This is a genomic window from Pseudomonas sp. F-14 TE3623, from assembly GCF_053629015.1.
The window spans coordinates 5,756,311-5,783,063 of sequence record NZ_JBRJHM010000001.1; the positions used below are offsets into that span (position 1 = coordinate 5,756,311).

At 59.5% G+C, this 26,753-nt stretch carries 27 protein-coding genes; 6 read left to right on the forward strand and 21 right to left on the reverse strand.

Going from position 1 to position 26,753, the window contains the following annotated elements; all coding sequences use genetic code 11:
- Positions 1-43: 43 nt before the first annotated feature.
- The 10 genes from AB7M29_RS26680 to AB7M29_RS26725 all read right to left on the reverse strand — a co-directional run bounded on the left by AB7M29_RS26680 (position 44) and on the right by AB7M29_RS26725 (position 9,531).
- Complete coding sequence (locus AB7M29_RS26680; protein WP_454248382.1) at positions 44-2,137, reverse strand: LTA synthase family protein; 2,094 nt, start codon at positions 2,135-2,137, stop codon at positions 44-46.
- A 346-nt stretch (positions 2,138-2,483) separates the two neighbouring features.
- Positions 2,484-3,086 (reverse strand): START domain-containing protein, encoded by a 603-nt coding sequence (locus AB7M29_RS26685; protein WP_217854139.1) that lies wholly within the window; start codon positions 3,084-3,086, stop codon positions 2,484-2,486.
- 41 nt (positions 3,087-3,127) lie between these two features.
- The gene (locus tag AB7M29_RS26690) at positions 3,128-3,382 is read right to left on the reverse strand and encodes a YkgJ family cysteine cluster protein (RefSeq protein ID WP_454248383.1); all 255 of its coding nucleotides are present in this window, start codon (positions 3,380-3,382) and stop codon (positions 3,128-3,130) included.
- Positions 3,383-3,540: 158 nt separating this feature from the next.
- Positions 3,541-4,008, reverse strand: coding sequence for a translation initiation factor 2 (locus AB7M29_RS26695; RefSeq protein ID WP_454248384.1), 468 nt, complete (start codon positions 4,006-4,008; stop codon positions 3,541-3,543).
- An 87-nt stretch (positions 4,009-4,095) separates the two neighbouring features.
- Positions 4,096-5,535 (reverse strand): aminotransferase-like domain-containing protein, encoded by a 1,440-nt coding sequence (locus AB7M29_RS26700; protein ID WP_007903895.1) that lies wholly within the window; start codon positions 5,533-5,535, stop codon positions 4,096-4,098.
- A 211-nt stretch (positions 5,536-5,746) separates the two neighbouring features.
- Complete coding sequence (locus AB7M29_RS26705) at positions 5,747-6,559, reverse strand: OmpA family protein (protein ID WP_448724906.1); 813 nt, start codon at positions 6,557-6,559, stop codon at positions 5,747-5,749.
- Positions 6,556-6,912 carry a DUF4398 domain-containing protein gene (locus AB7M29_RS26710; RefSeq protein ID WP_052964824.1) on the reverse strand — a complete coding sequence of 119 codons (357 nt, stop codon included), beginning with the start codon at positions 6,910-6,912 and terminating at the stop codon, positions 6,556-6,558. Before AB7M29_RS26710 ends, AB7M29_RS26705 begins: the two co-directional genes overlap by 4 nt.
- Before the next feature lie 9 nt (positions 6,913-6,921).
- Positions 6,922-7,770, reverse strand: a complete 849-nt coding sequence (locus AB7M29_RS26715; RefSeq protein WP_217854143.1) for a substrate-binding periplasmic protein — start codon at positions 7,768-7,770, stop codon at positions 6,922-6,924.
- A gap of 81 nt (positions 7,771-7,851) precedes the next feature.
- A complete protein-coding gene (locus tag AB7M29_RS26720) occupies positions 7,852-8,781 on the reverse strand; it encodes an electron transfer flavoprotein subunit alpha/FixB family protein (protein ID WP_454248385.1) in 930 nt (309 codons plus the stop codon).
- The gene (locus AB7M29_RS26725; RefSeq protein WP_003226982.1) at positions 8,782-9,531 is read right to left on the reverse strand and encodes an electron transfer flavoprotein subunit beta/FixA family protein; all 750 of its coding nucleotides are present in this window, start codon (positions 9,529-9,531) and stop codon (positions 8,782-8,784) included.
- A 546-nt stretch (positions 9,532-10,077) separates the two neighbouring features.
- Between AB7M29_RS26725 and AB7M29_RS26730 the strand changes: the two genes are divergently transcribed.
- Positions 10,078-11,742: an electron transfer flavoprotein-ubiquinone oxidoreductase gene (locus AB7M29_RS26730; RefSeq protein WP_454248386.1), complete on the forward strand. Its 1,665-nt coding sequence runs from the start codon at positions 10,078-10,080 to the stop codon at positions 11,740-11,742.
- A gap of 185 nt (positions 11,743-11,927) precedes the next feature.
- On the opposite strand, the gene AB7M29_RS26735 is transcribed toward AB7M29_RS26730, so the two are convergent.
- Complete coding sequence (locus AB7M29_RS26735; RefSeq protein WP_052964828.1) at positions 11,928-12,818, reverse strand: AraC family transcriptional regulator; 891 nt, start codon at positions 12,816-12,818, stop codon at positions 11,928-11,930.
- A 217-nt stretch (positions 12,819-13,035) separates the two neighbouring features.
- On the opposite strand from AB7M29_RS26735, the gene AB7M29_RS26740 reads away from it, so the two are divergent.
- Complete coding sequence (locus AB7M29_RS26740; protein ID WP_454248387.1) at positions 13,036-14,088, forward strand: NAD(P)-dependent alcohol dehydrogenase; 1,053 nt, start codon at positions 13,036-13,038, stop codon at positions 14,086-14,088.
- 14 nt (positions 14,089-14,102) lie between these two features.
- On the opposite strand, the gene AB7M29_RS26745 is transcribed toward AB7M29_RS26740, so the two are convergent.
- The 6 genes from AB7M29_RS26745 to AB7M29_RS26770 form a co-directional block, all read right to left on the reverse strand.
- Positions 14,103-14,906 carry an IclR family transcriptional regulator gene (locus AB7M29_RS26745; protein ID WP_454248388.1) on the reverse strand — a complete coding sequence of 268 codons (804 nt, stop codon included), beginning with the start codon at positions 14,904-14,906 and terminating at the stop codon, positions 14,103-14,105.
- 60 nt (positions 14,907-14,966) lie between these two features.
- Positions 14,967-16,277, reverse strand: coding sequence for an MFS transporter (locus tag AB7M29_RS26750; protein WP_217854147.1), 1,311 nt, complete (start codon positions 16,275-16,277; stop codon positions 14,967-14,969).
- 198 nt (positions 16,278-16,475) lie between these two features.
- The gene (gene dgoD, locus AB7M29_RS26755) at positions 16,476-17,624 is read right to left on the reverse strand and encodes a galactonate dehydratase (protein WP_007903915.1); all 1,149 of its coding nucleotides are present in this window, start codon (positions 17,622-17,624) and stop codon (positions 16,476-16,478) included.
- 47 nt (positions 17,625-17,671) lie between these two features.
- On the reverse strand, positions 17,672-18,292 hold the full coding sequence (locus AB7M29_RS26760) for a 2-dehydro-3-deoxy-6-phosphogalactonate aldolase (protein ID WP_018926189.1): 621 nt from the start codon (positions 18,290-18,292) through the stop codon (positions 17,672-17,674).
- Between the two features lie 19 nt (positions 18,293-18,311).
- Positions 18,312-19,304 carry a 2-dehydro-3-deoxygalactonokinase gene (locus AB7M29_RS26765; protein ID WP_454248389.1) on the reverse strand — a complete coding sequence of 331 codons (993 nt, stop codon included), beginning with the start codon at positions 19,302-19,304 and terminating at the stop codon, positions 18,312-18,314.
- A 215-nt stretch (positions 19,305-19,519) separates the two neighbouring features.
- Positions 19,520-20,002, reverse strand: coding sequence for a GNAT family N-acetyltransferase (locus tag AB7M29_RS26770; protein WP_217854149.1), 483 nt, complete (start codon positions 20,000-20,002; stop codon positions 19,520-19,522).
- 220 nt (positions 20,003-20,222) lie between these two features.
- Between AB7M29_RS26770 and AB7M29_RS26775 the strand changes: the two genes are divergently transcribed.
- From AB7M29_RS26775 to AB7M29_RS26790, 4 genes are all read left to right on the forward strand, one after another.
- A complete protein-coding gene (locus AB7M29_RS26775) occupies positions 20,223-20,879 on the forward strand; it encodes an HD domain-containing protein (RefSeq protein WP_454248390.1) in 657 nt (218 codons plus the stop codon).
- A 93-nt stretch (positions 20,880-20,972) separates the two neighbouring features.
- Positions 20,973-21,287 carry a hypothetical protein gene (locus tag AB7M29_RS26780; protein ID WP_454248391.1) on the forward strand — a complete coding sequence of 105 codons (315 nt, stop codon included), beginning with the start codon at positions 20,973-20,975 and terminating at the stop codon, positions 21,285-21,287.
- A gap of 54 nt (positions 21,288-21,341) precedes the next feature.
- Complete coding sequence (locus AB7M29_RS26785) at positions 21,342-21,596, forward strand: hypothetical protein (protein ID WP_217854152.1); 255 nt, start codon at positions 21,342-21,344, stop codon at positions 21,594-21,596.
- 90 nt (positions 21,597-21,686) lie between these two features.
- Positions 21,687-22,067: a Rho termination factor N-terminal domain-containing protein gene (locus tag AB7M29_RS26790; protein WP_454248392.1), complete on the forward strand. Its 381-nt coding sequence runs from the start codon at positions 21,687-21,689 to the stop codon at positions 22,065-22,067.
- 132 nt (positions 22,068-22,199) lie between these two features.
- Here the strand turns inward: AB7M29_RS26790 and AB7M29_RS26795 are convergent, their stop codons facing one another.
- From AB7M29_RS26795 to AB7M29_RS26810, 4 genes are all read right to left on the reverse strand, one after another.
- Positions 22,200-23,129, reverse strand: a complete 930-nt coding sequence (locus tag AB7M29_RS26795) for a PfkB family carbohydrate kinase (RefSeq protein ID WP_454248393.1) — start codon at positions 23,127-23,129, stop codon at positions 22,200-22,202.
- Positions 23,122-24,588, reverse strand: a complete 1,467-nt coding sequence (locus AB7M29_RS26800; protein WP_454248394.1) for a purine-cytosine permease family protein — start codon at positions 24,586-24,588, stop codon at positions 23,122-23,124. The genes AB7M29_RS26795 and AB7M29_RS26800 overlap by 8 nt, the downstream gene beginning before the upstream one ends.
- A 221-nt stretch (positions 24,589-24,809) precedes the next feature.
- Complete coding sequence (locus AB7M29_RS26805; protein WP_454248395.1) at positions 24,810-25,808, reverse strand: ADP-ribosylglycohydrolase family protein; 999 nt, start codon at positions 25,806-25,808, stop codon at positions 24,810-24,812.
- The gene (locus tag AB7M29_RS26810) at positions 25,805-26,518 is read right to left on the reverse strand and encodes a GntR family transcriptional regulator (RefSeq protein WP_123723093.1); all 714 of its coding nucleotides are present in this window, start codon (positions 26,516-26,518) and stop codon (positions 25,805-25,807) included. Before AB7M29_RS26810 ends, AB7M29_RS26805 begins: the two co-directional genes overlap by 4 nt.
- Between the last annotated feature and the right edge of the window lie 235 nt (positions 26,519-26,753).

The window sequence follows — 26,753 nt, forward strand, 5'->3', positions numbered from 1 at the left end:
AAAAGAGGCCCTGCGAAGGGCCTCTTTTCTATTGCGCCAAAACTTAGTCCGGCTTGCCGTCAACCACACCGGCGGTGTTATCGATCAGGCTTTTGGTGGCCGTCTGCAGGAACGCTTCGAGCTTGAGCTTCAGCTCAGCGGTACGCGGTGCATCCGGTACGACCTCGGCGTGAGGCGTCGCGCCCAGTTCGTACTGGTACATCTTCGGCGCCATTTCCTTTTCCTTTGGCAGAACCAGAATCTGGTCAACCGTGATGATGGCGGTGGTTTGCTCGCTACCCGACGGCTTGATCACACCAAAACCGGTGTCGCCTTCAGGCAGGTTGAGCAGGTCGCGTCCCCAGCACTGATGACGCACTTCGCCACCAATACGGCCCATGATGGTCGGCACGAGGTCGATCTGAGTGCCCACGGTATGGTCACGCTGGCCGAACTTCTCCTGGATGCCCGGTGCGATCATCAACATCGGCACGTTGAAGCGGCCCAGGTCCATTTCGGTGATCTGACGCTCGTTGCCAAAACCGTGGTCACCGACGATGACAAACAGGGTTTCCTTGAAGTACGGCTCCTTGCGGGCCTTTTCAAAGAATTGGCCCAGTGCCCAGTCCGCATAACGCATAGCGGTCAAATGCTCGTTCAGGTTGCCGCGATCGGTTACAGGCTCAACCGGCAATGGCGTCGGCAAGGCATATGGCGTGTGGTTGGACAGGGTTTGCAGCAACGCATAGAACGGCTTGCCGTTTTCCCGCGCCTTGAGCTCTGTCAGACCACGGTCGAACATGTCCTGGTCGGACACGCCCCAAGTCGGATCGGAGAACACCGGGTTCACGAAGTCGTTACGACCGATGAAGTTGGTCATGCCCTGGTTGCTGAAGAAACCCGACTGATTGTCCCAGGCAAAGTCGCCGTTGTAGACGTACACATCGTCGTAGTCACGGGTGCTGAGCAACTGCGGCAGGCCGGACAGTTTGTGGCTGCCTTCCGGGGTCTGCATCAGGTATTCAAAACCCGGCAGGTTCGGGAAGCAGGCCATGGTGGCGAACATACCCTGATGAGTATGCGTCCCGTTGGAGAAGAAGCGATCGAACAGCAGCCCTTCTTTCGACAGTTTGTCGAGGTACGGCGTGATGTTGCCCGGTGCGCCCAAGGCACCCACCGAGTGACCGGCCATGCTTTCCATCAGGATCACGACAACGTTCTTGATCGGCAGGGTCTTGTCGGCCGGCGGCATGTAATCGCGACGCACGGCGGCAGTCTCGCCATCCACCAATTTGTCGTCCGGCATTACCAGCATGTCACGCACGATCTGCTGGGCTTGCGGTTGCGGCAACGAGGCTTTCCAGATGTTGTCGCGATCTTCGGACAACCGGCTCTTGGCCGCCGCGACCAGCGACAGCGTGCCATTGAGGCCCAACTGGTTGGCGAAGTTGGAGTCGGTGGTGTAAACGTCACCCCAACGCATTGGCGGACCCTGACGCAGAGTGCCACGAGCGGCGACCACGCAGACCAGCAGGCAAACTACGAACACCATGCCACGCGCATACAACGGAGCGACCTGCCGCGTACTAATGCTGCCACCGCTGAACGGCCCGCGAGGACGCGTGGCCCGGTCGGCGCCCTTGAACGCGAGGGTCAGGATCAACGTGCCCACGGCCCAGGCCAACAGGTAGCGAACCACCGGAAAACCGTACCAGAGCATGCTCATCACGGTTTTCGGGTCTTCTTTCACGTACTGGAAGACCAGGCCGTTGAGGCGCTGGTGGAACTCGCGGTAAAAGTCCATCTCCATCAGGCCGAGGAACAGCGCGATACTCGAGACAATGGTCAGCCACAACCGAAAGAACCCGCGGGCGGCCATGGCCCGGGCGCTGAACAATGCCAGCAGCAGCGGAATGCTGAGGTAAACCACCAGACGCAAGTCGAAACGCAGGCCATTGGCGAACGCTTCCAGAAAGGTCGAAGCCGGTGTGTCGAGGATCATCGAGCTGTTGTAGGCCAGCAGCGCTACGCGCAGCAGGCTGAACATGACCATCATGACCAAGGCACACAACAGTGTGTAGGCCAGATGCGATTTGACGGTCGGTTGCAGCAGGCGACTAGAAGCTCGCTGCTGACTCAGGGCGTCCGGGTTTGCCATGTCGTTTTAGGACCCATTGGAAGTTGAAGTTTCAAAATACAGCGGCGCCTTGCCCTCTGTTGGCCATCCCGGCCCCGGGGCTTGCGCGGTGCGCAAATGTTGCACGATCAACCGCGGCATTACCATTGATTACTGACCCGCAGGCCGACTGTCGCTTGTAGCGCTCTGGGACAAGAGACGTGACGCAAAGTTGCGCAGGGGCGCGAGTGAATTGTCTTGGAGGCTTTGTGAAAATTTCGTTCAACGCATATCCAGAAACAAAATAAAGCCCCGCCCTTGGTAAAAACGCAAACGCCCCGATCAAATCGGGGCGTTGTCCAACAGGCCATATCAAAAGAATACGCGGTTACTTCTCGGCGCGTTCTTTCAGGGCTTTGAGGGTATTGAACGGCGCATCGACCACAAACTTGTTGGCCAGCCACGACGGCACGCTGCCGCCGGGTTCGGTATGGGCCTGATAAGTCACTTCGACTTGATCGCCCTTTGGCACGAGCTTCCAGAAACCTTTGACCTGGGCGACCCGTACAAAACCTTTTTCTTCCGCAAGGTACTTCGGCTGCCCTTCCAACTCGCGGGTCAGGCTGCCATCGGCGCCTTCAGCGGTGGTGACATGCAACACGGAGTCGCGAGGAGTGACCGGCCAAGGGGTATTGAACTGGGTGTAGGTCCAGCTCTGGTTACCTTCGTGTTTGAGCAGCTTCTGAGTCTTGCACTCGTGAATCCATGCACAGGCACCCGGCACGTCTTCCTGCAATGCACGCAGTTTGGCCATGGTGGTCTTCATGACGGTCACGCCACGGTAAGCCTTGTATTGGGAACCGGCCACTTCACTCAAGGACACCTTGATGCCCTCTTCTTCCTTGGCGGTTTTCCATTCTTCGGCCTGGGCCGTGGAGACCAGCAAAACCGTCAAACCACACAGCACAGCGATACGATGCAGCGAACCCATAGTCTTATTCCTTATTGTTGAAGTTCCGTTCGTTGAACACATCACGCGGCCGTCATTTGCTCCCACCAGCCCAGCAACTTGATCGCTTCGTCGCTGCTGCTTCCGCAGACCTCGACATCGGCTTCAAACGTCGAACACACCGCAGGACGTTCCGGCTTGCCGAAAATGCTGCACAGGTTATCGGCAGACAGCTGTACGCAACGTTCTCCGGCGGCTTTGCCATTGGGCATTCCGGGAATCGGCGAACTGATGGAAGGGGCAATGCAACAGGCGCCACAGCCTTCACGGCATCTCATGACGACAAGCTCCTCGCGACAGGTAAAGGGACGTGGCACAGAGTAACGGCTAAAACGACTGTTTTAAATTACCTGAGCCCGGGTTTTTCCGCTCAAACGAACGTGACTGACCAGTCTCCGACAAAGCGTCTGGTCCGCGGGTCACGAATGGGAGGGATTTACTGCTTGAACTCGAATTCCAGCGCCGCGCCTTCAACTTCCCGACGCTCTTCATTGCGCAGTTGCAGCTGCATTTCGTTGCTGAGCAAACGACCGTTGAGCTGGAACGGGCTGCTCTTGTCACCGAACATTTGCGGCAACAGCGCATCGTGTCGGGGCAACTGTACCGTGCCGACCGGCTTCAGTTCTTCGACCATGTCCTTGGGCAAGCTCAAGTCGAGATTTGCCGAAGGGAGTTTGGTTTTCACGACTTCACTGGCCGGTTTCGACTTGGAAGCAATGGGGGAACGTTTTTTGACCGCTGCAGCCTTCTTTTTGGCCGGCGCAGCCTTTTTGACCGGTGCCGCTTTTTTTGCGGTTGTGCTGGCTGTCGGTTTTTCCTGAACGGAAGCCGCCATGACGCCTTCCGCGTGACAGGTCATTAACAGGCAGATCAACAACCAGGCGGCAGGAAAAATCGGCTTCATGGACCCAACGGCGCGAACGGCAGAAGGCTATATGCTCGCCTGTTGGAGACGACAAGACAAGCGGCCAGTTCAGAACTGCCCAGCCGCTCAAAAACCGCTCGCCGTCTCCTGACAAAGTTGCGTCGCCAGCAACCCCAACGTCATCAATGCACGCTCGGCCTCGCGGTTCCAGGGGATGCCACAGTTCAGGCGAATGCAGTGATTGAACTGCTCGGTATTACTGAAAATCAGCCCCGGCGCAATGCTGATGCCCTGCTGCAACGCACGCACATGCAGTTCTTGCGTATTCACCCGCCCCGGCAAGCTGACCCACAGAATGAAGCCGCCGGTGGGCCGGGTCATCTGCGTGCCTTCCGGGAAGTACTGCTGCACCGCCAGCTGAAAAGCGCTGAGGTTCTTGCGGTACTCCTGACGGATGTAGCGCAAATGCCGGTCGTAACCGCCGTTCTCCAGATAGGCGGCGATGCCCATTTGCGTGACGCTGCAGGCTGAATGGGTACTGAAGGTCTGCAAGCGCTGGATTTCCTGCTGGTACTTGCCGGCTATCATCCAGCCGATGCGCACACCGGGCGACAGGGTCTTGGAGAAGCTGGAGCAATAGATCACCCGATCCAGCCGGTCATAGGCCTTGAGCGATTTGGTGCGGCCCTGCTCGAACATCAGCTCGCCGTAAATATCGTCTTCGACGACCTGGATATCGAAATCCGAGGCCAGGCGCAGCAACTGTTTCTGCCGTTCTTCGGGCATGGTGCCGCCCAAAGGATTGCTCAGGCGCGTGGTCAGCACCAGCGCCTTGATCGACCACTGGTTGGCCGCCAGTTGCAGGGCTTCGAGGCTCATGCCGGTGGCTGGATCGCTAGGGATCTCGATGACTTTCAGCCCCAGCAGGTCGGCCAGTTGCAGCAAACCGTAATAGGTGGGCGACTCGGCGGCGATCAGATCGCCCGGCCGGGTCAACACGCGCAGAGACATCTGCAACGCATCGACGCAGCCGTGGGTGATCACCACTTCCGATGGATCGACTACCACGCCGGCATCGCGCATGCGGATCGCCACTTGCCGACGCAACGGCTCGAAACCGGGGCTGAACATGTAGCTGAACGCCCGGGGGCTATGGAAACGGGTGACTTTGGCCAGTTGCTGATGCAGCGCCCGCACCGGTAAGTAGTCGACGCTTGGTACGGCGGCGCCCAACGGGAAGACGCCTTCGCGGCGGGATTCAACCAGAACTTGCTGAATGATGCTGCTGCGGGTGACCAGGCCAGGTCGCTCGACCCGGGCAATGTCCGGGGTTGGCGCCGTGAGCGCCGGCGTCTGGTGCACGTAGTAACCGGACTGCGGCCGGGCACGAATCAGCCCCTGATCTTCAAGGTTGGCGTAGGCCTGCAACACCGTTGCATGGCTGACGTTGAGCTGCGAGCTCATCTTGCGCACCGAAGGCACGCGCTCCCCGGGTTGATAGACACCGCGGCGGATATCTTCGGCCAGTTGCTGAGCAATACGTTGGTAGAGCAAGAGATTGGTCATGACGCAGCACTCGATTTCACGGGCATTTTATTCTTGTGTGAAACACTACCGGAACAGTTTGGAAGTGTACTGGGACAGTTGTCACAATAGTCGACCGTACAGTGCATTGTCAGCAAAAACTGTACTGTTTTTATGGAGAGTATTGCGCTGATTGGCAGGCACAAAAAAACCCGGCGCTGCTGACAGGCCGGGTTTTCCAGTAACGCAGCCCTTAGCGGGCGGCGCCGAGCTGGCCTTTTTCGTCGGAGAACACAATTTCCACCCGACGGTTCTGCGCACGCCCGCGCTCGGAAGCGTTCACGTCCACCGGGTATTCATCGCCGTACCCTTCGACTTTGATACGTTTGTCGTCGATACCCAGGTCCATCAGCACATCCGCCACCGATTGCGCACGGTCGCGGGACAGCTTGAGATTTTCCTGTTTACCGCCAGTGCTGTCGGTATAGCCCTCGATCCGGACCACGCGCTTGGGATTGAGCTGCAAGAACTGGACGATCTTCAGCACCACGCGGTTTGCCGAGCTTTTCAATTCTGCTTCACCGGTATCGAACAGCACATCGCCCAGCGTCATCACCAGACCACGGTCGGTCTGGGTGGTCGCCAGCGCGAGGATCTGCTCTTCGAGCCACTTGCCCTGTTGCTGCACGCTGAGCAGCTTGGACTCACGCAGGGCCAATTGCAGGCGCTGACGCTCGAGTTCGAGCTTCGCCGCGCGTTCCTCGTTGAGCACTTGATTGGTGTGTTCCCGGGCGATTTCGCTGTAGCGCTGACTCAGGTAAGCGTAATGCACAACGTCCGAACCGCTGCCCCAGTAGCTGGACAGACGATCGGCGCGGGCCAGGGACTCGCCGGCACGGATCACGTCTTTGGGCGCGATGCGCAGCACGTTGGAGTCTTCCTTGACCTTCTGAAAGTCGGTGCCGGCCTGCTGCAATACGGCTTCGCTGTGTTGACCGGCGCAGCCATAAAGGCTTGCACAGCCGGCCAGGATCAAGCCGCCGAGTGCTTTGGTCTTCAGGCTCATTGGGCATCTCCCAGTTGCTTGCGCAGGCGAGTGATGCGGGTATTGAGCACGTTCAACTGCTCCTCGCTCTTGAGGGTCAGAACCCGGGCTTCGGCCAGGCGCGCGTCCAGCTCGGCCTGCTCGGCCCGCATGCGCGCATTTTTGAAGGACTGGTCGGCCATGTTGCCCTGGGCACGCTTGAACTTGTCTTCAGCCAGTTTCAGCTCCGGCACTTCGTCGGCGGTAGCACCCACGGCCTTGGCTTGTTCTAGGGCCTGTTCGGTCAGGCGTATTTGTTCATTCGGCGCCGGATCGGCTGCACAACCCGCCAGAGCCAGAACGGCCAGGGCAGCGAAAAGAGGTCGAATACTCACTAAAAATCCCTACTGTTTTGGAGTACTGACAGGTTGTGGCTGCGGTTGTGAGCGTTGCGCTTTCCAACGCTCGATATTGCGCAGCAGCGCAGCTTCTGTCAGTCCGGACGCGGGCAATTCTGTCATCTTTTTGGCCAGCTGTCCGCGCAACCAAGGATCGTTGCAGGCAGAGTTATGGGAAACCGCGAGATACAGGCCAGGTTTGTCGATGGGTTGTGGGTGAGCCATCAAGTCATCGGCCATCCCCAGCGTTTGCACCATGGCCATGCCCGAGTAGCGTCCGGCGAGGACAAACTCCACCTCGTTCAGCAGCAATTTCTGAAAGGCCTGGGTCAGATTTGGCGTACGTACCAGGGTCAATTGCTGTTCGGCAAAAGTGCCAAATGACGGGGTCACTCGAGCCTTTTCCGACAACGCACCGGGATGGCCGCGAAGATCCTGCGCTTCGTTGTAGACCAGTAACGAGTCGTTGCGGGTCCAGACCAGGTAATCGTTTTCCAGCAGCGGTGGGTGGATATAATCCAGATTTTCCAGCTCACTGACCGTCAACGGCGCATCGGCCAGCATGTCCATGCGCCCGCTGCGCACTTCGTCCAGGGCCTGGGAGCGTTTGCCGGCGTAAAGCAGTTCGACCTTGATGCCCAACTCTCCCGCCACTTGCTGCAACAGATCAGCGCTGGCGCCAATCAGATGCTTGGGGTTTTGCGGGTCTTGCCACAGGTACGGCGGCGCGTCCGGGCTGCCGGTCACCACCAGGCGCTCGCATTTGCCCGCGGCTATGGACAGCCCCGGCAACAGCGTCAGGCTTAACCACAAAGCCGACAAAAAAGAGCAGCCAAACCAGCGGCGCAGACTCATGGCAACACTCTCCCCACCCAAATCCGGAACAAAAAAAAGCCCGACCAAAAGGTCGGGCTCTTTATAAGTCAAGCCGCCGGATTAGACCAGCTTCTCGAACTCGGGGATAGCTTCGAACAGGTCTGCCACCAGGCCATAATCGGCCACCTGGAAGATCGGCGCTTCTTCGTCCTTGTTGATCGCAACGATCACTTTGGAGTCTTTCATGCCGGCCAGGTGCTGGATCGCGCCGGAAATACCGACGGCAATGTACAGCTGTGGAGCAACGATCTTGCCGGTCTGACCGACCTGCATGTCGTTGGGTACAAAACCTGCGTCGACCGCGGCACGGGAAGCACCGACGGCAGCGCCCAGCTTGTCGGCCAGGGCGTACAGGTGTTTGAAGTTGTCGCCGTTCTGCATGCCGCGACCGCCGGAAACGACGATTTTGGCAGCGGTCAGTTCCGGACGATCGGACTTGGCCAGTTCTTCACCGACGAAGCTCGAAGTGCCAGCATCGTGAGCAGCCGCAATTGCTTCAACGGCAGCCGAACCACCTTCAGCAGCAACCGGGTCGAAACCGGTGGCACGCACGGTGATCACTTTGACTGCAGCGTTGGACTGGACGGTAGCAATGGCGTTACCGGCGTAGATCGGGCGCTTGAAGGTATCAGCGCTTTCGACCGAGATGATCTCGGAGATCTGGTCAACGTCCAGGGTCGCGGCAACGCGCGGCAGGATGTTCTTGCCGTTCGAAGTCGCGGCAGCCAGGATGTGGCTGTAAGCCTTGCCCAGTTCTGCAACCAGCGGAGCAACGTTCTCCGGCAGTTGATGAGCGTAAGCAGCGTTGTCGGCCAGCAGCACTTTGGCCACGCCAGCGATTTTCGCAGCGGCTTCGGCCACGGCGCCAGCGCCCAGACCTGCAACCAGAACGTGGATATCACCACCAATCTTGGCAGCAGCAGCCACAGTGTTCAGCGTGGCCGGGGCCAGTACTTTGTTGTCGTGTTCAGCAATAACCAAGATAGTCATTTAGATTACCTTCGCTTCGTTTTTCAGTTTCTCGACCAGTTCAGCCACCGACTTGACCTTGATACCCGCGCTGCGTGCAGCCGGCGCTTCGACTTTCAGGGTCTTGTTGGTGGAGGCGGTGGAAACGCCCAAAGCGTCCGGAGTCAGCACTTCGAGAGGCTTCTTCTTGGCTTTCATGATGTTTGGCAGAGACGCATAGCGCGGCTCGTTCAAACGCAGGTCGGTGGTGACGATGGCCGGCAGTTTCAGGGAAACTGTCTGCGCGCCGCCATCGATTTCACGGGTCACGGCAACGCTGTCGCCGGACACTTCGACTTTCGAAGCGAAGGTGCCCTGACCGTAGCCGCTCAATGCAGCGAGCATCTGGCCAGTCTGGTTGTTGTCGCTGTCGATGGCTTGTTTGCCGAGGATCACCAGCTGAGGCTGTTCCTTGTCGACAACAGCTTTCAACAACTTGGCAACCGCCAGGGAAGTCAGATCTTCAGCGGATTCGACGAGGATGGCGCGGTCGGCACCCAGAGCCAGCGCGGTGCGCAGTTGCTCTTGAGCGGTGGACGGGCCGATGGAGACGACGACGATTTCAGTCGCAACGCCTTTCTCTTTCAGACGTACGGCTTCTTCCACTGCGATTTCGCAGAACGGGTTCATCGACATCTTGACGTTAGCGAGGTCGACGCCGGAATTGTCCGCCTTGACACGAACCTTGACGTTGTAATCCACAACGCGTTTGACAGCTACAAGAACCTTCATGGATTCCTCGTTACTCTCCGGTGAAAAGAAAGTCGCCTAGGCGAACCTGGCGGTTGATGCTCATCGGCGCAAGGGCACCTCTAAAAACGCTGGCAGGTGTATCGAGTGAACGTTGCTCACGAGGCTGATAACCGTTCGTCAGTGGTGACCAACGAGTCATTCATTATCGCGGCGTGTAAACTGCGCGCCAAACCTGCGCTGCGCATCACCTTATACTGCCATCGCCCTGTCTTTAGAGGTGCTCTTGAAACCAACAGTCAGCCTACGGCGAGCGCAAAACCGCCCGTATCTTGACCGGAACACCTATTCCGGTCAATACGGCAAAATGGCCAGTCATAAGCCGCGTGACTTTGATTTCTCTGGCTTTGAGCCAATTCAAACAAACGTTTGTATTGGACGCTAGGAGTGGTGTAGATATAATGCGCCACCTAGAGAGAAAGGTGGGTCATCCATTGTCCCTTCCGGCAGTTGCCGGAGAAAATAATGGATGCAACGCCAAACCTCCAATTAGAAAAAAACTGTTGAGCCTTGAGTAGGAGATAGCCTGTGGAACGCGAATACATGGAATTCGACGTGGTCATCGTCGGTGCCGGCCCCGCTGGCCTGTCCGCCGCCTGCCGTTTGAAGCAGAAGGCCGCCGAAGCCGGTAAGGAAATCAGCGTCTGCGTGGTCGAAAAAGGCTCCGAGGTCGGCGCTCATATCCTGTCCGGTGCCGTGTTCGAACCACGCGCCCTGAACGAATTGTTCCCGGACTGGAAAGAACTCGGCGCGCCGCTGAATACGCCAGTCACACGCGATGACATCTTCGTGCTCAAGAACGCCGACAGCGCGCAGAAGATTCCTGACCTCTTTGTGCCCAAGACCATGCACAACGAAGGCAACTACATCATCTCCCTGGGCAACCTGTGCCGCTGGCTGGCCCAGCAGGCCGAGAACCTGGGCGTGGAAATCTACCCGGGCTTCGCCGCCCAGGAAGCACTGTTCGATGAGAACGGCGTGGTTCGCGGGATCATCACCGGCGATCTGGGCGTTGACCGCGAAGGCAATCCCAAAGAAGGCCTGTACACCCCGGGCATGGAACTGCGTGCCAAGTACACGCTGTTCGCCGAAGGTTGCCGCGGCCATATCGGCAAGCAGCTGATCAAGCGTTTCAACCTCGACAGCGAAGCCGACGCCCAGCATTACGGCATCGGCCTGAAAGAAATCTGGGAAATCGACCCAGCCAAGTACCAGCCAGGCCTGGTAGTCCACACCGCCGGTTGGCCGCTGGACATCATGGGCACCGAGAACACCGGTGGCTCGTTCCTCTATCACCTGGAAAACAACCAGGTGGTGGTCGGCCTGATCGTCGATCTTTCCTATAGCAACACCTTCCTGTCGCCGTTCGACGAGTTCCAGCGCCTCAAGCATCACCCGGTGCTCAAGCAATACCTGGAAGGCGGCAAGCGCATCAGCTACGGCGCACGTGCTATCTCCAAAGGCGGCCTGAACTCGCTGCCGAAAATGGTCTTCAAGGGCGGCGCGCTGATCGGTTGCGACCTCGGCACCCTGAACTTCGCCAAGATCAAAGGCAGCCACACCGCGATGAAATCCGGCATGCTCGCCGCCGACGCCGTGGCCGATGCGCTGTTCGCCGATCTGGACGGCACGCAAGAGCTGACCACTTACGTCGACGCCTTCAAGAAGAGCTGGCTCTATGACGAACTGTTCGCCAGCCGCAACTTCGGCCCGGCGATGCACAAATTCGGCCCGATTCTCGGCGCGGCGTTCAACTACATCGATCAGAACTGGTTCGGCGGCAAACTGCCGTTCACCCTGCACGACACCAAGCCGGATTACGCTTGCCTGAAACTGGCGGCCGACTGCAAGAAGATCGACTACCCGAAACCGGATGGCAAGATCAGCTTCGACAAACTCAGCTCGGTGTTCATCTCGGGTACCAACCACGAAGAAGAGCAGCCTTGCCACCTGAAACTGGCCGACGCGAGCATTCCGATCGCCAAGAACCTGCCGATGTACGATGAACCTGCTCAGCGTTACTGCCCAGCCGGCGTGTACGAAGTGGTGACCCAGGAAGACGGCGAGAAGCGCTTCCAGATCAACGCCCAGAACTGCGTTCACTGCAAGACCTGCGACATCAAGGACCCTGCACAGAACATCACCTGGGTGGCGCCGGAAGGCTCTGGCGGCCCGACTTACCCGAATATGTAAGTCGAATAGTTGAACAATAAGGCTCCCGAAATGGGGGCCTTTTTGTTGCCCGAGATCCGGGCATCAACACCAAACCAATGTGGGAGCGGGCTTGCTCGCGAAGGCGGTTTATCATCCAACATTGATGTCGACTGATAGACCGCTTTCGCGAGCAAGCCCGCTCCCACAAGGGGATTCGTGGTGTATCAAGCAGCCCGCTCATCCCCAGGATTGCGCTCAAAGTAACGCTTGTACTCGCGACTGAACTGCGACGTGCTCTGATACCCCACCCGATGCGCCACCTGGGCCACGCCCAAGCCTTCGCCCAGCAACAACTGCTGGGCCCTGAGCAAGCGCAAACGCTTCAAATATTGCACCGGCGACAATAAGGTGCAGCGTTTGAAATGCTCATGAAACGTCGACGCGCTCATGTTCGCGCAACTGGCCAGGGTCTCGACATTCAACGGCTCGGTGTAATGCGCATGCAGATGACTCAGCGACGCCGCGATCCGCGCGAACTGCCCCTGTTGCTCCACCAACGCTCGCAACACATCGGCTTGTGGCCCCCGCAACGCCACGAACAACAATTCACGCAAGCGTGCCGGGCCCATGATCTGGCATTCCAGCGGATCGTGCAGGCAGCGCAACAACCGCTCCACACAACCGCGCATGGCATCGTCGAGCACCGCCGAGGTCATGGACTCGGGCGTCTGTGCGGGAACCGTGCGCCCCGGTGACAGCCCCATGGCCAATACCAACTCACCGAGCATTACCCGGTCGATGGCGATGGAAACGCCCAGCATCGGGCCATCCGGAGCCGAAAACGTCTCGCACTCGAAAGGTACCGGCAACGCCTGAATCAGGTAATGCCCGGCTCCATATTCAAGCGTACGCGGGCCCAGATACGCCAACTTGCTGCCTTGGGCGATGATGACCAGGCTTGGCTCGTAGATTTGTGGGCCACGGGCCACATCACAACTGGCCCGCAAAACCTGCACACCCGGCAATGCGGTAGGCGCGAAACCGTCGCGGGTAGTCAGCGGCTGGATCAGCGAAACCAGGGTGGCATTGGCATCGAGATGACGGGTCAACAACATGGGGGAGCTCTTCATAAAAGAAGTCACAAAAGAAGTCACAAAAAAAGTCGCGAAAAAAGGGATGAAAGCATCTTCGCAGGTCTGAACGCCAATGCGACCAATCAACGGTGTAAGCCGGAGGATTAGGCATGACACCCGGAGGAATCGCCATGGCCGGTAACCCGTGCGGCGCCCAGAATTGCTCGCCTCACCTGTCACCGCTTTTGCGAGGTTCACCATGTACACCGCCATCGGATACGCCGCTCAGTCAGCCACCACTCCCCTCGCCCCGATGAAATTCGAACGTCGCAGTCCACGGGCCGACGACGTTGCGATCGACATTCTCTACTGCGGCGTCTGCCATTCCGACATCCATCAGGCACGCAACGAGTGGGGCATTGCTGTTTACCCGCTGATGCCCGGCCATGAGATCGTCGGAAAAGTCACCGCGGTCGGTGCGAATGTTACCCAACACAAAGTCGGCGATCTGGTCGGCGTCGGCTGCATGGTCGACTCGTGCCGCCACTGCGAAGCCTGCAAGGCGGATCTGGAGCAATACTGCCTCGAAGGTCCGACCATGACGTACGCCACCCCGGACCGGGTCGATGGCAGTAACACCATGGGCGGTTACTCCGACAGCATCGTGGTCAGCGAGCATTTTGTCGTGCGTATCCCGGAGAAGCTCGACCCGGCCAGCGCCGCGCCGATTCTGTGTGCAGGCATCACCACCTACTCGCCACTCAAGCACTACGGCGTCAAGGCCGGTGACAAGGTCGGGATTCTCGGCATGGGTGGCCTCGGTCACATGGGCATCAAGTTCGCCAAGGCGATGGGCGCTGAAGTGACGTTGTTCACCCGCTCGGCGAGCAAGGCTGAAGAAGGTCGTCGTCAAGGCGCAGACCACGTGATCGTGTCCACCGACGCAGAACAGATGAAAGCCGCCGCAGGACATTTCGACTTCCTGCTGGACACCATTCCGGTGCAGCACGACCTCAATCCCTACCTCGATACGCTGCGTTTCGACGGCGTACACATTCTGGTGGGCTTGATCGAACCGATCGATCCACCGGTTCACGCTGCCAAACTGGTATTGGGTCGTCGCGTGCTGGCCGGCTCGCTGATCGGCGGCATCGCCGAAACCCAGGAAGTGCTGGATTTCTGCGCAGAGCACGGCATCACCTGCGACATCGAAATGCTCGACATCCGCCAGATCAACGAGGCTTACACCCGCATGATTGCCGGTGACGTGAAGTACCGCTTCGTGATCGATATGGCGACGCTGAAAGTCTGATCAGACCGCTCGATTTATACCTTCAAGCCAAGCTCCGCCGACAGCCGGGCTGTGACCCCTTTGATCAGGGGAATCAGCTCGGCCATTTTTTCCAGCGGCATGTACGGCACGGTGCTGGCGATGCTGATACCCGCGACAATGCGCTTGCTGGCATCGCGGATCGGCGCCGCCACGCAGCGGATTGACGGTTCGTTGTCTTCCAGGTCGAAGGCGTACCCGCCGGCTACGTACTCAATCATGCGCTGCAGGAACTGCTCCCAGGATTGCTCCGGGTGCTGCGGCCAGAACTGATTTTTCCCACCCACCGGCAAGCTGATTTCGTACAGCCGTTGCCATTCTTCCTGCGTGTCATCGAGCATCAGCGCCTTACCGATCCCGGTACGCGCCAATGGCATGCGATGACCGACCCGCGAACGCATTTCCGGACCGTTGCGCCCCGGATTCTTGTGCAGGTACAGCACCTCGTCGCCCTCACGAATCGCCAGATGAATGGTGTCGCCGGTCAACGCCGACAACTCATCCAGATACGGCCCGGCCAGCGTCACCAGTGGCAGCTCTTCACGTGCCTGGAAACCCAGTTCGATCAGCTTCGGCCCCAGCAGATACCCGACTTGCGGCACCACCCTCAGATAACGCTCGTCCACCAGGCAACTGGCCAGACGATGAGTGGTGCTGCGCGTTGTGCCGATCAGCCGGGCGATTTCCTTGAGATCGCGGGCGCCACTGGCCACGGCCTGAACCACACCCAGGCCACGAAGCAGTGTCTGGGTGCCAGTCGGCGCGGCGTCCTTGGCGATTTTTGGGGCGTCTTCCTGCATATCCAGCCTTTACCGTTGAGCGAGTGAACGGGCGGCATTATGGTCGCCCGATGGCCGCGACTACAACTTGATACGCTCGACCTTGCCCACCAGCAACACGTAGGAAAGCGCACCCAACAACGCCAGAACCGAGATATAGGTAATCGCCGGGGCAAACGAATCACCGGAAGCGAGAAAACCGATGACGATGGGCGTGGTAATCGCTGCCAGGTTACCGATGAAATTGAACACCCCACCGGTCAATCCAAGCAAGCGCGCCGGGGCCAGGGTCGACACCAGCGACCAGGTAATCGAAGCCAGACCATTGCCGAAGAAGGCCAGCGCGAGGAAGGCAATCACCAGCGGTGTCGACTCGACGAAGTTGGCGCCGATGATCGAGGTGGAAATCAGCAGGCCGCCAATGATCGGCAACTTGCGGGCGAAACCCACCGTGTAGCCGCGACGAATCAAAAAGTCCGAAAAGAACCCCGAACACAGCACACCGACGAAGGCTGCCAGAAACGGTAGCGACGCCAGCAAGCCAGACTTGATGAAGTCCATGCCGCGATATTTCACCAGGTAGGTCGGGAACCACGTCAGAAAAAACCACAGGGTCGAGTTGAGGCAGAACTGGCCGAGGTAGATACCCCAGAGTTTGCGTTTGGTCAGAACGATACCGAGATCGGTCCAGCTGAATTTCGCCTTGGCCTTCGCGGTTTCTGCCTGGATATCCACCAGCCCGCCGCCTTCGCGGATCAGCTCGATTTCAGCATCATTGGCGCCCTTGAAATCACGCGGTTCGCGATACACCGCGTACCAGATCACCGCCCAGATAATGCCCACCACGCCAGTGCTGACAAACACCATGTGCCAGCCATATTGGTGCTGCAGCCAGGCCAATACAGGCGTCAGGAACGCCAGACCAACGAATTGCCCGGACGTGTAGAAACCAATAGCCGTGGCGCGTTCGCGCTCGGGGAACCATGTCGTCACCACGCGGCTGTTGATCGGATACGCCGGCGCTTCCAGGGCACCGACGGCCATGCGCAGTACGAACAGCGCGATGAAACTGGCAGCGAAGCCGAGCATCACCGTGGCGACCGACCACAGCAGCAATGCGACGCTATACAGGATGCGCGGCGGCACCCGGTCCACCAGCCAGCCGCCGGGGATCTGCATGGCAGCGTAGGTCCAGCCGAAGGCTGAGAAAATCAGCCCGACATGGATCGGATCGATGCCCAGATCGCTGGTCAGCGCCGGGGCGGCAATGGACAGGTTACTGCGGTCCAGGTAGTTGATCACTACGGTGATGAACAGCAGGACCATGATGAAAAACCGCTTGCGGCTCGGCGTCACCAACGACGCCTGCCCGGTGAGGGTTTGCGGTTGCATGAGAGGTGCCTCTTCTTATGTTTATTGAGGTCGTGAAAAAACGGGCGCCTGAGCGCAAATCATCCGGTCCATGGAGATCAATTGTGGGAGCAGGCTTGCTCGCGAAAGCGGTGCGTCAGTCGACATCACTGTTGAATGTGATGCCGCCTTCGCGAGCAAGCCCGCTCCCACAGGGATTTGTGTTGAGTCAGGAGGAACTCACCACTCGGCAAAGCTGCCATCGGCATGGCGCCAGATCGGGTTGCGCCAGCGGTGGCCGACGGCGGCGCGTTCGATCACGTACTCCTCGTTGATCTCGATGCCCAGGCCCGGGCCGTTGGGGATCTTCACGAAGCCCTTGTCGTAGTCGAACACCCGCGGATCTTTCACATAATCGAGCAGGTCATTGCTCTCGTTGTAATGGATGCCCAGGCTCTGTTCCTGGATGAACGCGTTGTAGCAAACCGCGTCCAGTTGCAGGCACGCGGCCAGGGCAATCGGGCCCAACGGGCAATGCAGCGCCAGTGCCACGTCGTAGGCTTCGGCCATGTTGGCGATCTTGCGGGTTTCGGTGATGCCGCCTGCGTGGGATGCATCGGGCTGGATGATGTCGACGTAGCCTTCGCTGAGCACTCGCTTGAAGTCCCAACGCGAGAACAACCGTTCGCCGAGGGCAATCGGCGTGCTGGTCAGCGGCGCCAGTTCTTTCAGCGCTTCGTAGTTTTCGCTGAGCACCGGCTCTTCGATGAACATCAGTTTGTACGGGTCGAGTTCCTTCATCAGCACCTTGGCCATGGGTTTGTGCACCCGACCATGGAAGTCCACGCCGATGCCGACATTCGGGCCGACCGCATCGCGCACGGCGGCGACGTTGGCCAAGGCCAGGTCGACCTTCTCGAAGGAATCGAGGAATTGCAGTTCTTCGGTGCCGTTCATTTTCACCGCGGTAAAACCACGGCTGACCGCTTCTTTCGCAGCGCGAGCAGTGTCCGCCGGGCGATCACCACCGATCCATGAATAAACGCGAATCTTGTCCCGCACCTGACCACCCAACAGATCACTGACCGACACACCCAGAGCTTTGCCCTTGATGTCCCACAACGCCTGGTCGATGCCGGCCAGGGCGCTCATGTGGATCGCGCCGCCACGGTAGAAGCCGCCACGGTAGAGCACGGTCCAGATGTCTTCGATGTTGCGTGGGTCTTTGCCGATCAGGTAGTCGGACAATTCCTCAACCGCAGCAGCGACGGTGTGCGCGCGGCCTTCGACCACGGGCTCACCCCAACCGGTCACGCCCTCGTCGGTTTCGACCTTGAGGAAGCACCAGCGCGGCGGAACGATGAAGGTGGTGAGTTTGGTGATTTTCATCTCTATTGTCTCTCTTGTAGATGTAGCGCTCACAGCGCCAAAAAGTCTTAACGCAAAGCATTCCAGGCAGCGACATACGCCTTGGCGCGCACCGCAACTTCGTCAGCCGTCATGCCCGGTTTGAACAACCCGGACCCGAGACCGAAACCTTTGACGCCGGCCTCGACAAACACCTGCATGTTGTCCGGCGTAATCCCGCCCACCGGCACCAGCACCGTCCCTGCCGGCAACACCGCCAGCCAGGCTTTCACAACGGCGGGGCCCATTTGTTCGGCCGGGAACATCTTCAGCACATCCGCCCCTTCGGCCAATGCAGCAAAGGCTTCGGTCGGCGTCGCCACGCCCGGCGACAGGAACAGCCCCGCTGCCTTCGCCGCACGCAACACCTTGGCATCGCTATGAGGCATGACGATCACTTGGCCGCCCGCCGCTTTCACTTGCTCGACCTGTTCCGGCGTCAACACCGTGCCCGCACCGATCAGGCAATCGGCGGGTAAGGTACTGCGCAGGATGCGGATACTTTCGTACGGTTCGGGGGAATTAAGCGGCACTTCAATGACGCGAAATCCGGCCGAGTACAGGACTTCACCAACGGCTGCCGCTTCTTGCGGACGCAGGCCACGCAGGATCGCGATCAGACCGTTTTGTGCCAGTGCTTGCTTGAGCATGTCAGACCTCCAGTCAGGTTTAACGGGATGGGGGTGTCGTGATCAGTCCGGCGGCAACCGCCAACTGCCACAACCCGCGTTCGGTGGCCTGCTCGGCCAGGGTCACCCGGGCAAAACCGCAGGCGTCGAGCGCCCGGCTGTAGCGGGCGCAGAGTTGCGCATTGCCGATGAGGATGATCGAAGGCAGGTGCACGCTGTTGCGCCGATGCCGCTGAACATTGGCCAGGGCCGACAGTTCATGGCCGATCAACAGACCGGACAGATAGTCCGGTTGCGCGACGGCGCTGAGTTCACCGGTCAGCCCCAGACTGCGGGCACTGAACAATGTCGACAGCGGCCCGATCTCGCCGTCCGCCGACAAGGCCACCCGCACGCCACGATCAAACGCTTCGCCATCGAAAGACGCGCCGCGCTGCTGAGTGCGCCCCAGAATGCTGTGTTCACTGAGGACGGCGAAGACTTCGCCAGTCATGAAAGTATCGAAATGCACGATGCAGCCGTCGTCCACTTCCACCCATTTCGAATGGCTGCCCGGCAAGCCGATCAACAGATCGTTGCCCGCCCCGCTCGGCAGATTCTGCAACACGCCGAGGACTTGGGTTTCCTCGCCGCGCATCACGTTCGGCAAGCGCGAACGCTGAATCACCCCTGGCACGATGTGCACATCGACACCGCGAAGACTGCGAACGGTTTGTAGGGAAGTTCCGAGATTGGCAACGTTCGCCGGCGTGTCGCAGTAGGCCGCTTCGCGCCAGCCCTGAGCACTACCGACCATGCCGCAAGCAATCACCGGCAAATCGGGCTGCACGTCGAGCCAGTCACCGCACGCCTCATCGAAGGCCAATTCAAAACCGTCGGCACATTCCTGGCCGGCGATGATTCGCGGCGTCTTGGGCAGCTGCATGATCCCGGACGACAGCGAGCGCTGTTCCAGCACCTGGGCACCGAAGCCGAGTTTGTAAGCACGTAATGAGGTTGTCCCCCAATCGAGCGCGATCAATTGCGCCAGCATCGCTTCACCTGTTTTGTTTTTTGGCAGTGAGTGAGCTGGACTATAAACCTGAACGAAGGAAAATCTCAATATATAAATATCAATCCCATATATTGGGAGAAGAACAAAAAAAGATCGCAGCCTTCAGCAGTTCCTACAGATTCGATGTACGACGCAATAGCTCGGTCGAACACAATCCCGCGTGGAGCTGCCGAAGGCTGCGATCTTTTAGGGGATCAATTGCCCTCGGCAAAATCCCTTAACACCGCCCCATCCATCCGATACCGCACCCACTCCTCCTGCGGCTGTGCACCGAGGGATTTGTAGAATTCGATCGCCGGTTTGTTCCAGTCCAGCACGCTCCATTCGAAACGGCCGCAATCATTGGCGCAGGCGATTTTCGCCAGGTGGCGCAACAAGGTTTTACCGGCGCCGCCGCCCCGTTGTTCGGGAGTGATGTAGAGGTCTTCGAGGTACAGGCAGTTGCTGCCCAGCCAGGTGGAATAGCTGAAAAAGAACACCGCAAAGCCGATCGGCGAGCCATCGCGCAGGCAGATCAGGCCATGAGCGGTGGCGCCCTCGCTGAACAGGCTACGCTCGATGTCGGCGACGCTGGCGATGACTTCGTGGCGGGCACGTTCGAAGTCCGCCAGTTCAGTGATGAACGCGAGGATTTGCGGAGCATCGCTGGGGGTTGCCGGGCGGATTTCGATCGTCATGAACGTGCCTTGTCAAAAATTGAAAACGCCATACTAAGTCCGCGCGCGGCGCTCGTCACATTTGAAAGCAAAACGTCATGTAGCATTAATGTTTTGTGGCGCCTTGTATGAACGGGCCAGCCTGCGAAATCAGCGTGACTGTACTGACGTCTTCGCGGGCAAGCCCGCTCCCACAGGGTGCTCATTGATCACAAAAACCGAGTCGAATCCAAGGAATTCCATGACCACCGCCACTTTCGCGCCGCTGCACACTCTGGCTTCTGAACTGCTGCCCCACGCGCTGGAACCTGGCGAGGACGGCGCCCATGATCTGTCACACTTACAGCGGGTGTGGCACAACGTGCGCACGCTTCATGCCGAAGAAGGCGGTGATCTTGAGGTGCTGCTGGCAGCCGTGCTGTTGCACGATTGCGTGGCGGTAGAGAAGAACTCGCCGCAGCGCTCACAGGCATCACGGCTGGCGGCGCAGAAAGCTTCGACAGTACTGGTAGTCATGGATTGGCCTGACGCAAAAATCACAGCAGTCTCCCACGCCATCGAAGCCCACAGCTTCAGCGCCAACATCACACCCATCACCCTCGAAGCGAAAATCATCCAGGACGCCGACCGCCTCGATTCCCTTGGCATGCTCGGCGTGGCGCGTACCTTCTATATCGCCGGGCGCATGGGCAGTGCGCTGTACGACCCTTTGGACCCAGAGGCAAAAGAACGGGACTACGACGACAAACGCTTTTGCCTCGATCATTTCCAGACCAAGCTGCTGCACCTGGCGGACGGTTTCCAAACGACCACCGGTCAACGTCTGGCACAGATTCGCCACGAACGCCTGAAGGGTTTCATGGAGCTGTTCAAGGAAGAAATCGGCGTCGACCATTAAGCATGAGCGACACCGCTCGTCGTTCATCAGGCACCAATCCAGGTCAGGGAGGACCAATATCGGGTAAGGACTCTAATCAACGGAGACGACACCATGATCACGTCCCGACTGACCGCCCTCGCTCTCACCACGCTGCTCTCCTCCGTCGCGTTCGCCGCGACCAGCTCTTCCGGGACCGACCCGACCGATCCACTCGAAAGGCCCGAATCCTCGGCCACCCAAGGCATCGACAGCGGCCGGCCTCCTTCTCCGACGGCCACAGACCCACGGGTTTATCACGATGACGCGGGCGCTCAGGGCGGGATGAATACACCCGGCACCCAGACTCCCGACAACGCGGGAACTGGCGTCGGCTCGAAAACCACCACCGGTGGCTCGGGCTCCGAAGGCCGCAGCACCAGTCCATAAGTTCGCCGATGCGAGCGACATGCAATACCTATCGATCCTAACGAAGAGGTAACCATGAACGTCGATAAAAACCTGGAAAAAGAAGTCCTGACCCGCCTGCTGCACGCCCACCCAAATGGCTTGGGCAAGGAGGTTCTGGACAATTACCGGGGGGAGAGAGTCGTGGCCAGCACGCTCGCGACTCTGCAGGAACGCGGATTGATCCAGCACGGTCATGTGACCTGCAACGAAGCCGGCGAGCACTCGCTGAACCTGCCGATCAAACTCAGCGCCGCAGGGGTTGAAGCGGCGCGCAAGCTGGATATTTAACCGCGTAGGAGCTGCCGCAGGCTGCGATCTTTGCCTGTGAATGCTTGAAGAGTTCCTACGGATATACATCCTGAAACCAGGAGAAATCCCATGCCTCGTGGAAGCAAAGACAAATACACCGCCGAGCAAAAACGCAAGGCCGAACACATCGAAGAAAGCTACGAGCACAAAGGCGTGTCGAAAGATGAAGCCGAAGCTCGTGCCTGGGCCACGGTAAACAAACAGTCAGGTGGAGGTGAAGGCGCCGGCGGCTCCGGGCGCAAGAAGCCGGCCAGCGCCAAGTCTGCAGACCGCAAGGAATCATCCCGACGTGCGGTGGCCACCCGTGAAGGCAAGCCGCGCAACAGCAAGGCTTCGCGCGATACGCAAACGGTGGACAGCCTGATGAAAGAAGCCCGGGCGAAGAAGATTCCGGGGCGTTCGAGCATGCGCAAGCAAGAGCTGATCGAGGCGTTGCGCAAAGCCGGCTAAGGGTCCGGATTTGGTGAGTTTGAGGGCCTCTTCGCGAGCAAGCCCGCTCCCACATTGGATCTGTGTCGTTCACACATTCAACGATCAACACAGATCCAATGTGGGAGCGGGCTTGCTCGCGAAAGCGGTGGATCAAGCGCCGAAAGTCTTCCAGATCAACGCATCCACCTCAGCCGCCCCCGGCGAAGTCGCCGGCCCCCAGCGAGTGACCGCCAATGCCGCAGCCGCATTCGCCCGCCGCGCCGCTTCGACTGCCGATATTCCGTGCGCCAACCCGGCGACAAAAACGCCCGCGTGAGCATCCCCCGCGCCATTGCTGTCCACCGACACGACCTTGAATCCCGGCACATGCTGGTGATCACCACGCTGGCTGATCCAGCACCCTTGCGGCCCATCGCGTACTACCATCAACACCTCGGTCGGCAGATGATCAACCAACCGCTTCAATGCCGCGCCGATATCCGTCGCCCCGGTAAACCGTAGCGCCTCGACACGGTTGCTGGTCCACAGATCGATGCGCGGCAACAGGGCCTTCATCAGCGGTGCGTCCGGCGAATCCGCCAATGGCCCCGGATCGAACACCACCTTGATCCCGTCCGGCAAATCCAGCACCCAATTCACCAGCGCCTGAGCCTTGCCGCCATGCAGCAGGCTATAGCCGCTGACATAGACAAAGTCCCCCGCCTCGGCTGGCACACTCGCCAGGTCTTCGGCGGTCAATTCGCCTTCGGCACCGATGCAGGAAATGAACGTGCGCTCGGCCGAGGCTTCGGTCAGCGCGACGCACAGCCCGGTGTCGCGCTCAGTGCTCTGACCGAGGCCGATCCGAATGCCTTCAGCCGTCATCGCCTCTCGGGCCATGTCGCCGAAACGGCCCTTGCCATGGCCACCGAGGTAGACCACCGGCAAGCCGTTTCGCCGGGCCGCAGCCATCACATTGAAGCCACCGCCAGCCTCGAAACGGGCGGATTGCGCCAGCACGTCACCGCCCGATTGAGGCAGTTTATCCACGGCCATGACCAGATCGATCATGACCTGGCCGGTGTGTAGCATTTTAGGCATGAGCCGGCTCGATCAACGCGGCGCGGCGGTCTTTGGCACCGCCGAGTACCCAGTAAATGCCACCGGCCACCAGGAACGTCACGATCCAGCCCAGGCCGTTGTGGCCCAGCCAGGAGTCGGACAAAAAGCCCCGGAACCAGACATCTTGTTCAGTGGTGCCAATGGTGGTGAAACTGAAACCCAGCACAATCGCCAGCGCCCATGCACCGAAGGCGCGCCACTCGACGCCGCCGCGATACCAGTAGGCGCTGCTCGGGCTGACGTCCAGCAGGTCTTTGGGGCTGTAATAATGCCGGTGAATCAGGTCGACCACAAAAATCCCGACCCACGCCGTGATCGGCACGGCCAGCAAGGAAATGAAAGTGATGAACGGGCCGTAAAAACTCTCGGCGATCAGCATGAAGTAAATCGACCCGGCGAAGATCGCAATGATATCGAGCACCACCGCATACACGCGCTTGACCTTCAGGCCGAGGGTCAAGGTGGTCAAACCGGCGGAGTACACCGACAGGTTGTTCGACAGCAGCAGCCCGCCGAATGCGGTGATCAGGTACGGCACGGCCATCCAGGTCGGCAGCATGTCGCGGATCGCGACGATCGGGTCAGTGGCCGAGGCCAGATCATTGTTGCCCACCGACAGCAGGCCGCCGAGGGTGATCAGCAGCACCAGCGGAATCCCCGCACCGAACGCCGCCGACGCCACCAGACGCACGGCTTTGACGCTGCGGTGCTGGTAGCGCGACATGTCGGCGCCAGCGTTGGCCCAACCGATCCCGGTGCCGGCGGCCATGGTGCCGATGCCGATGATCATCGCGCTCAGGGGTGCTGGCGTGGCGTTGAATACGGCACTCCAGTCGATGGTCGCGCAGAGGAAACCGCCGACCAGGATGTTCAACGCACCGAACACGTAGGTCGCCCATCTCTGGATTACCAGCAACGTAGCGTGACCGAGGCCGGACACCGACAACGTCAGCAGTACAAAAATCGCGATAAAAACCAGGGTCAGCAGCGGCGCGCTTTTGGCTTCCACCGGCGAGCCGAACAGAATCGAGCACAACGACAGCAAGACGAATGCAGCGGTGGTGGTGTTGACGGTTTCCCAACCCAGTCGCGACATCAGCGAGACCAGCGTCGGGCCGATATTGCCGCGCACACCGAAGATAGCTCGCGACAACGTCAGGCTCGGTGCGCGACCACGGCGACCGGCAATGGAGATGATCCCGACCACCGCGAAAGAGCCGGCGGCACCGAGGATGGCGACGATGATCGCCTGCCAGATCGCCAGGCCGCGGAAGGCCACCAGCGTGGCGCCCAACGGCAAACCAAGAATGGAAATGTTCGCTGCGAACCAGACCCAGAACAGTTGCAGTGGATGACCATTGCACTCCCCTTCCGGCACCGGCTCGATACCACGGGTTTCCAATTGTCCGGCACTTTGTCCGGTGTTCGATGAACTCATGAAAACTGCTCCTGTTGCCATTGTTGTGATTGTGGGCAATTCGGAAGTTGACATAACTTTCCGGCGGTCCTGGCCATATCAGTGCGCTCCATTGCGGGTGAAAAATCTCAAATGTGCGTTGCGCCCTTCGCGAGCAAGCCCGCTCCCACAGGTTCGATGTGAACCATGAGAATTGCGCCATCCTTGTGGGAGCGGGCTTGCTCGCGAAGACGTCAGTACAGTCAACGCAAAGACAACAGCCCCTGCACCAACGGTTCCAGCTGCAAATCATTTACCGCTTTAACCTGCTCGATCATCGCCACCGGCCAACTCTCAAGCCCCAGACAAGCCCCAAGCATGGCGCCGAGAATCGCCGCGATGGTGTCGGTATCTCCGCCCAAACTGGCAGCCATGCACAACGCTTCGAAGGCCGTCATCTCCCCGATAGCCACTTGCTGAGCCAGCGCAAACGACACCACTACCGATTCCTGCGAGGCCACCGACGTGCCGATCACGTCGTACAACAAGTCCGCCAGCAACGCCTTGTCGCTGTCGACGCTGATGCTCCGCGCCCAACTGATGCGCGAGGCGATACGTCCGCCAGCGACCCAGTGGCCATGGCTTTCGGCTTGCTGAGCGATCTGCTGGCCGAGGTTCAATGCCTCGCCCAGCTCCATGCCGTTGATCCCGGCAGAAACCACCGCCGCCACCGCCGCAGCACTGGCTATTCCCAGCGTGGTGTTGTGGGTCACCTGACAGGCTTGCACCACGGCGCGGATGAAACGCTCGAGATCGGCAACATCGGCCGCAATCCCCACCGGCGTGATGCGCATCGCCGCGCCATTGGTGGTGCCGTGGCGACCCGCCTCTTCCAGCGAGTGGCCGGCGAGGATCATCTCGATCGCGCGTTTGGTCGAGGGGCCGAGCAAATCCTGCGAGCCCTTGGCCTGCATCCCGGCTTCCCATTCGATCAAGCGCTGGGCCAGCACCTCCGGCTCGATCCAGCCCTCGCCTTCAATCAATAACTGACCGACCAGAATCGCCTGTTCGGTATCGTCAGTGATCGAGCCTCTGGGCATGTTTGCCGCGATTGGTTGATCCGGGCCAGCGTCTTGCAGATCGGTGATTTCGCCGAAGCGCGCCTTGATCTCGGCGCGGCTCAGGGATTGTGTCGGCATGCCCAACGCATCGCCCAAGGCCAGCCCATAGAAGGCGCCCAGCGCACGGTCGAGCGCGGTCATTTTGAAGTTCCAATTTGCAGGTGCAGACGAAAATGCACCGGATCGAGCAGGCTTTCGACCTGCTCCATGAATCGGTTCTGACGGTCGTAAGTGGTGCGCAGGGCCTTGAGGAACACTGTGCCCTCCGGGCGCCCGAGCAATTCAGCGTCTTCGGCATTCAAGGGTTCGGCGCCGATCCACTGATCGCCGTGGTCGCCGATGTAGCCGTAGGCGGCCAACGTGATGGTCAGGGAGTCATCGATCAGACCGACTCGCGGCAGGCCTTCCAGGCCTCCGGTGGCGGGCATCAATGAACGTTCAAGGGACACCAGCGTGCCATCGGTGCCGCGACGGCGACGGTCGAGGGTGATGAACTGATCGATGCCGAAACGTGGTAGCAGGTCAGGACGGCTGACCGCCTCCAGCCGCAGCACTTCGGTATTGATCAGTGCCCCATTGTCGGCCAGCGCCTGGGCCCAGCCGCTGCGCTGATCGAGCACCACACCGTCGAACGTGACGATGGACCCCACCCCGCTTTGCGTAGCGATGTAGTGGCGCCGTTTCAGTTCGGCCAGGGCTTCACGCAGCGTGCCTCGGCTGACCTTGAATTCTTGAGCCAACTGATGTTCGCCCGGCAATAGAACGCCGTCCTCCATGAGGCCGTTTTCGATGCGCCGGACGAGCTCGTCGAGCACCTGTTGTTTCTTGTCAATTCGTAGCGGTCTAATCATGTACACCTCGGGTGTACCCTCATAGCTGAAACGGGTTGGGGCGAGCAAGGGATATTTTGTGAAAGTGGGTGAAGAATCCAGGTTCAAATCGACCGCTACGCGGTCAATCGTCGGCTCGCCACATCGTATTTGCTGTGTAAACACAACTTGAGGACGACAGAGATCTACTGTGGGAGCGGGCTTGCTCGCGAAGGCGTCGGCACATCCAGCATCGATGTGACAGACAAACCGCTTT

Excerpts from the sequence above, each read along its gene's own strand:
- AB7M29_RS26680 (WP_454248382.1), bottom strand. The coding sequence starts at position 2,137 with ATGGCAAACCCGGACGCCCTGAGTCAGCAGCGAGCTTCTAGTCGCCTG.
- AB7M29_RS26685 (WP_217854139.1), bottom strand. The coding sequence starts at position 3,086 with ATGGGTTCGCTGCATCGTATCGCTGTGCTGTGTGGTTTGACGGTTTTG.
- AB7M29_RS26690 (WP_454248383.1), bottom strand. The coding sequence starts at position 3,382 with ATGAGATGCCGTGAAGGCTGTGGCGCCTGTTGCATTGCCCCTTCCATC.
- AB7M29_RS26695 (WP_454248384.1), bottom strand. The coding sequence starts at position 4,008 with ATGAAGCCGATTTTTCCTGCCGCCTGGTTGTTGATCTGCCTGTTAATG.
- AB7M29_RS26700 (WP_007903895.1), bottom strand. The coding sequence starts at position 5,535 with ATGACCAATCTCTTGCTCTACCAACGTATTGCTCAGCAACTGGCCGAA.
- AB7M29_RS26705 (WP_448724906.1), bottom strand. The coding sequence starts at position 6,559 with ATGAGCCTGAAGACCAAAGCACTCGGCGGCTTGATCCTGGCCGGCTGT.
- AB7M29_RS26715 (WP_217854143.1), bottom strand. The coding sequence starts at position 7,770 with ATGAGTCTGCGCCGCTGGTTTGGCTGCTCTTTTTTGTCGGCTTTGTGG.
- AB7M29_RS26720 (WP_454248385.1), bottom strand. The coding sequence starts at position 8,781 with ATGACTATCTTGGTTATTGCTGAACACGACAACAAAGTACTGGCCCCG.
- AB7M29_RS26725 (WP_003226982.1), bottom strand. The coding sequence starts at position 9,531 with ATGAAGGTTCTTGTAGCTGTCAAACGCGTTGTGGATTACAACGTCAAG.
- AB7M29_RS26735 (WP_052964828.1), bottom strand. The coding sequence starts at position 12,818 with ATGTTGTTGACCCGTCATCTCGATGCCAATGCCACCCTGGTTTCGCTG.
- AB7M29_RS26740 (WP_454248387.1), top strand. The coding sequence starts at position 13,036 with ATGTACACCGCCATCGGATACGCCGCTCAGTCAGCCACCACTCCCCTC.
- AB7M29_RS26745 (WP_454248388.1), bottom strand. The coding sequence starts at position 14,906 with ATGCAGGAAGACGCCCCAAAAATCGCCAAGGACGCCGCGCCGACTGGC.
- AB7M29_RS26750 (WP_217854147.1), bottom strand. The coding sequence starts at position 16,277 with ATGCAACCGCAAACCCTCACCGGGCAGGCGTCGTTGGTGACGCCGAGC.
- dgoD (WP_007903915.1), bottom strand. The coding sequence starts at position 17,624 with ATGAAAATCACCAAACTCACCACCTTCATCGTTCCGCCGCGCTGGTGC.
- AB7M29_RS26760 (WP_018926189.1), bottom strand. The coding sequence starts at position 18,292 with ATGCTCAAGCAAGCACTGGCACAAAACGGTCTGATCGCGATCCTGCGT.
- AB7M29_RS26765 (WP_454248389.1), bottom strand. The coding sequence starts at position 19,304 with ATGCTGGCGCAATTGATCGCGCTCGATTGGGGGACAACCTCATTACGT.
- AB7M29_RS26770 (WP_217854149.1), bottom strand. The coding sequence starts at position 20,002 with ATGACGATCGAAATCCGCCCGGCAACCCCCAGCGATGCTCCGCAAATC.
- AB7M29_RS26775 (WP_454248390.1), top strand. The coding sequence starts at position 20,223 with ATGACCACCGCCACTTTCGCGCCGCTGCACACTCTGGCTTCTGAACTG.
- AB7M29_RS26780 (WP_454248391.1), top strand. The coding sequence starts at position 20,973 with ATGATCACGTCCCGACTGACCGCCCTCGCTCTCACCACGCTGCTCTCC.
- AB7M29_RS26785 (WP_217854152.1), top strand. The coding sequence starts at position 21,342 with ATGAACGTCGATAAAAACCTGGAAAAAGAAGTCCTGACCCGCCTGCTG.
- AB7M29_RS26790 (WP_454248392.1), top strand. The coding sequence starts at position 21,687 with ATGCCTCGTGGAAGCAAAGACAAATACACCGCCGAGCAAAAACGCAAG.
- AB7M29_RS26795 (WP_454248393.1), bottom strand. The coding sequence starts at position 23,129 with ATGCCTAAAATGCTACACACCGGCCAGGTCATGATCGATCTGGTCATG.
- AB7M29_RS26800 (WP_454248394.1), bottom strand. The coding sequence starts at position 24,588 with ATGAGTTCATCGAACACCGGACAAAGTGCCGGACAATTGGAAACCCGT.
- AB7M29_RS26805 (WP_454248395.1), bottom strand. The coding sequence starts at position 25,808 with ATGACCGCGCTCGACCGTGCGCTGGGCGCCTTCTATGGGCTGGCCTTG.
- AB7M29_RS26810 (WP_123723093.1), bottom strand. The coding sequence starts at position 26,518 with ATGATTAGACCGCTACGAATTGACAAGAAACAACAGGTGCTCGACGAG.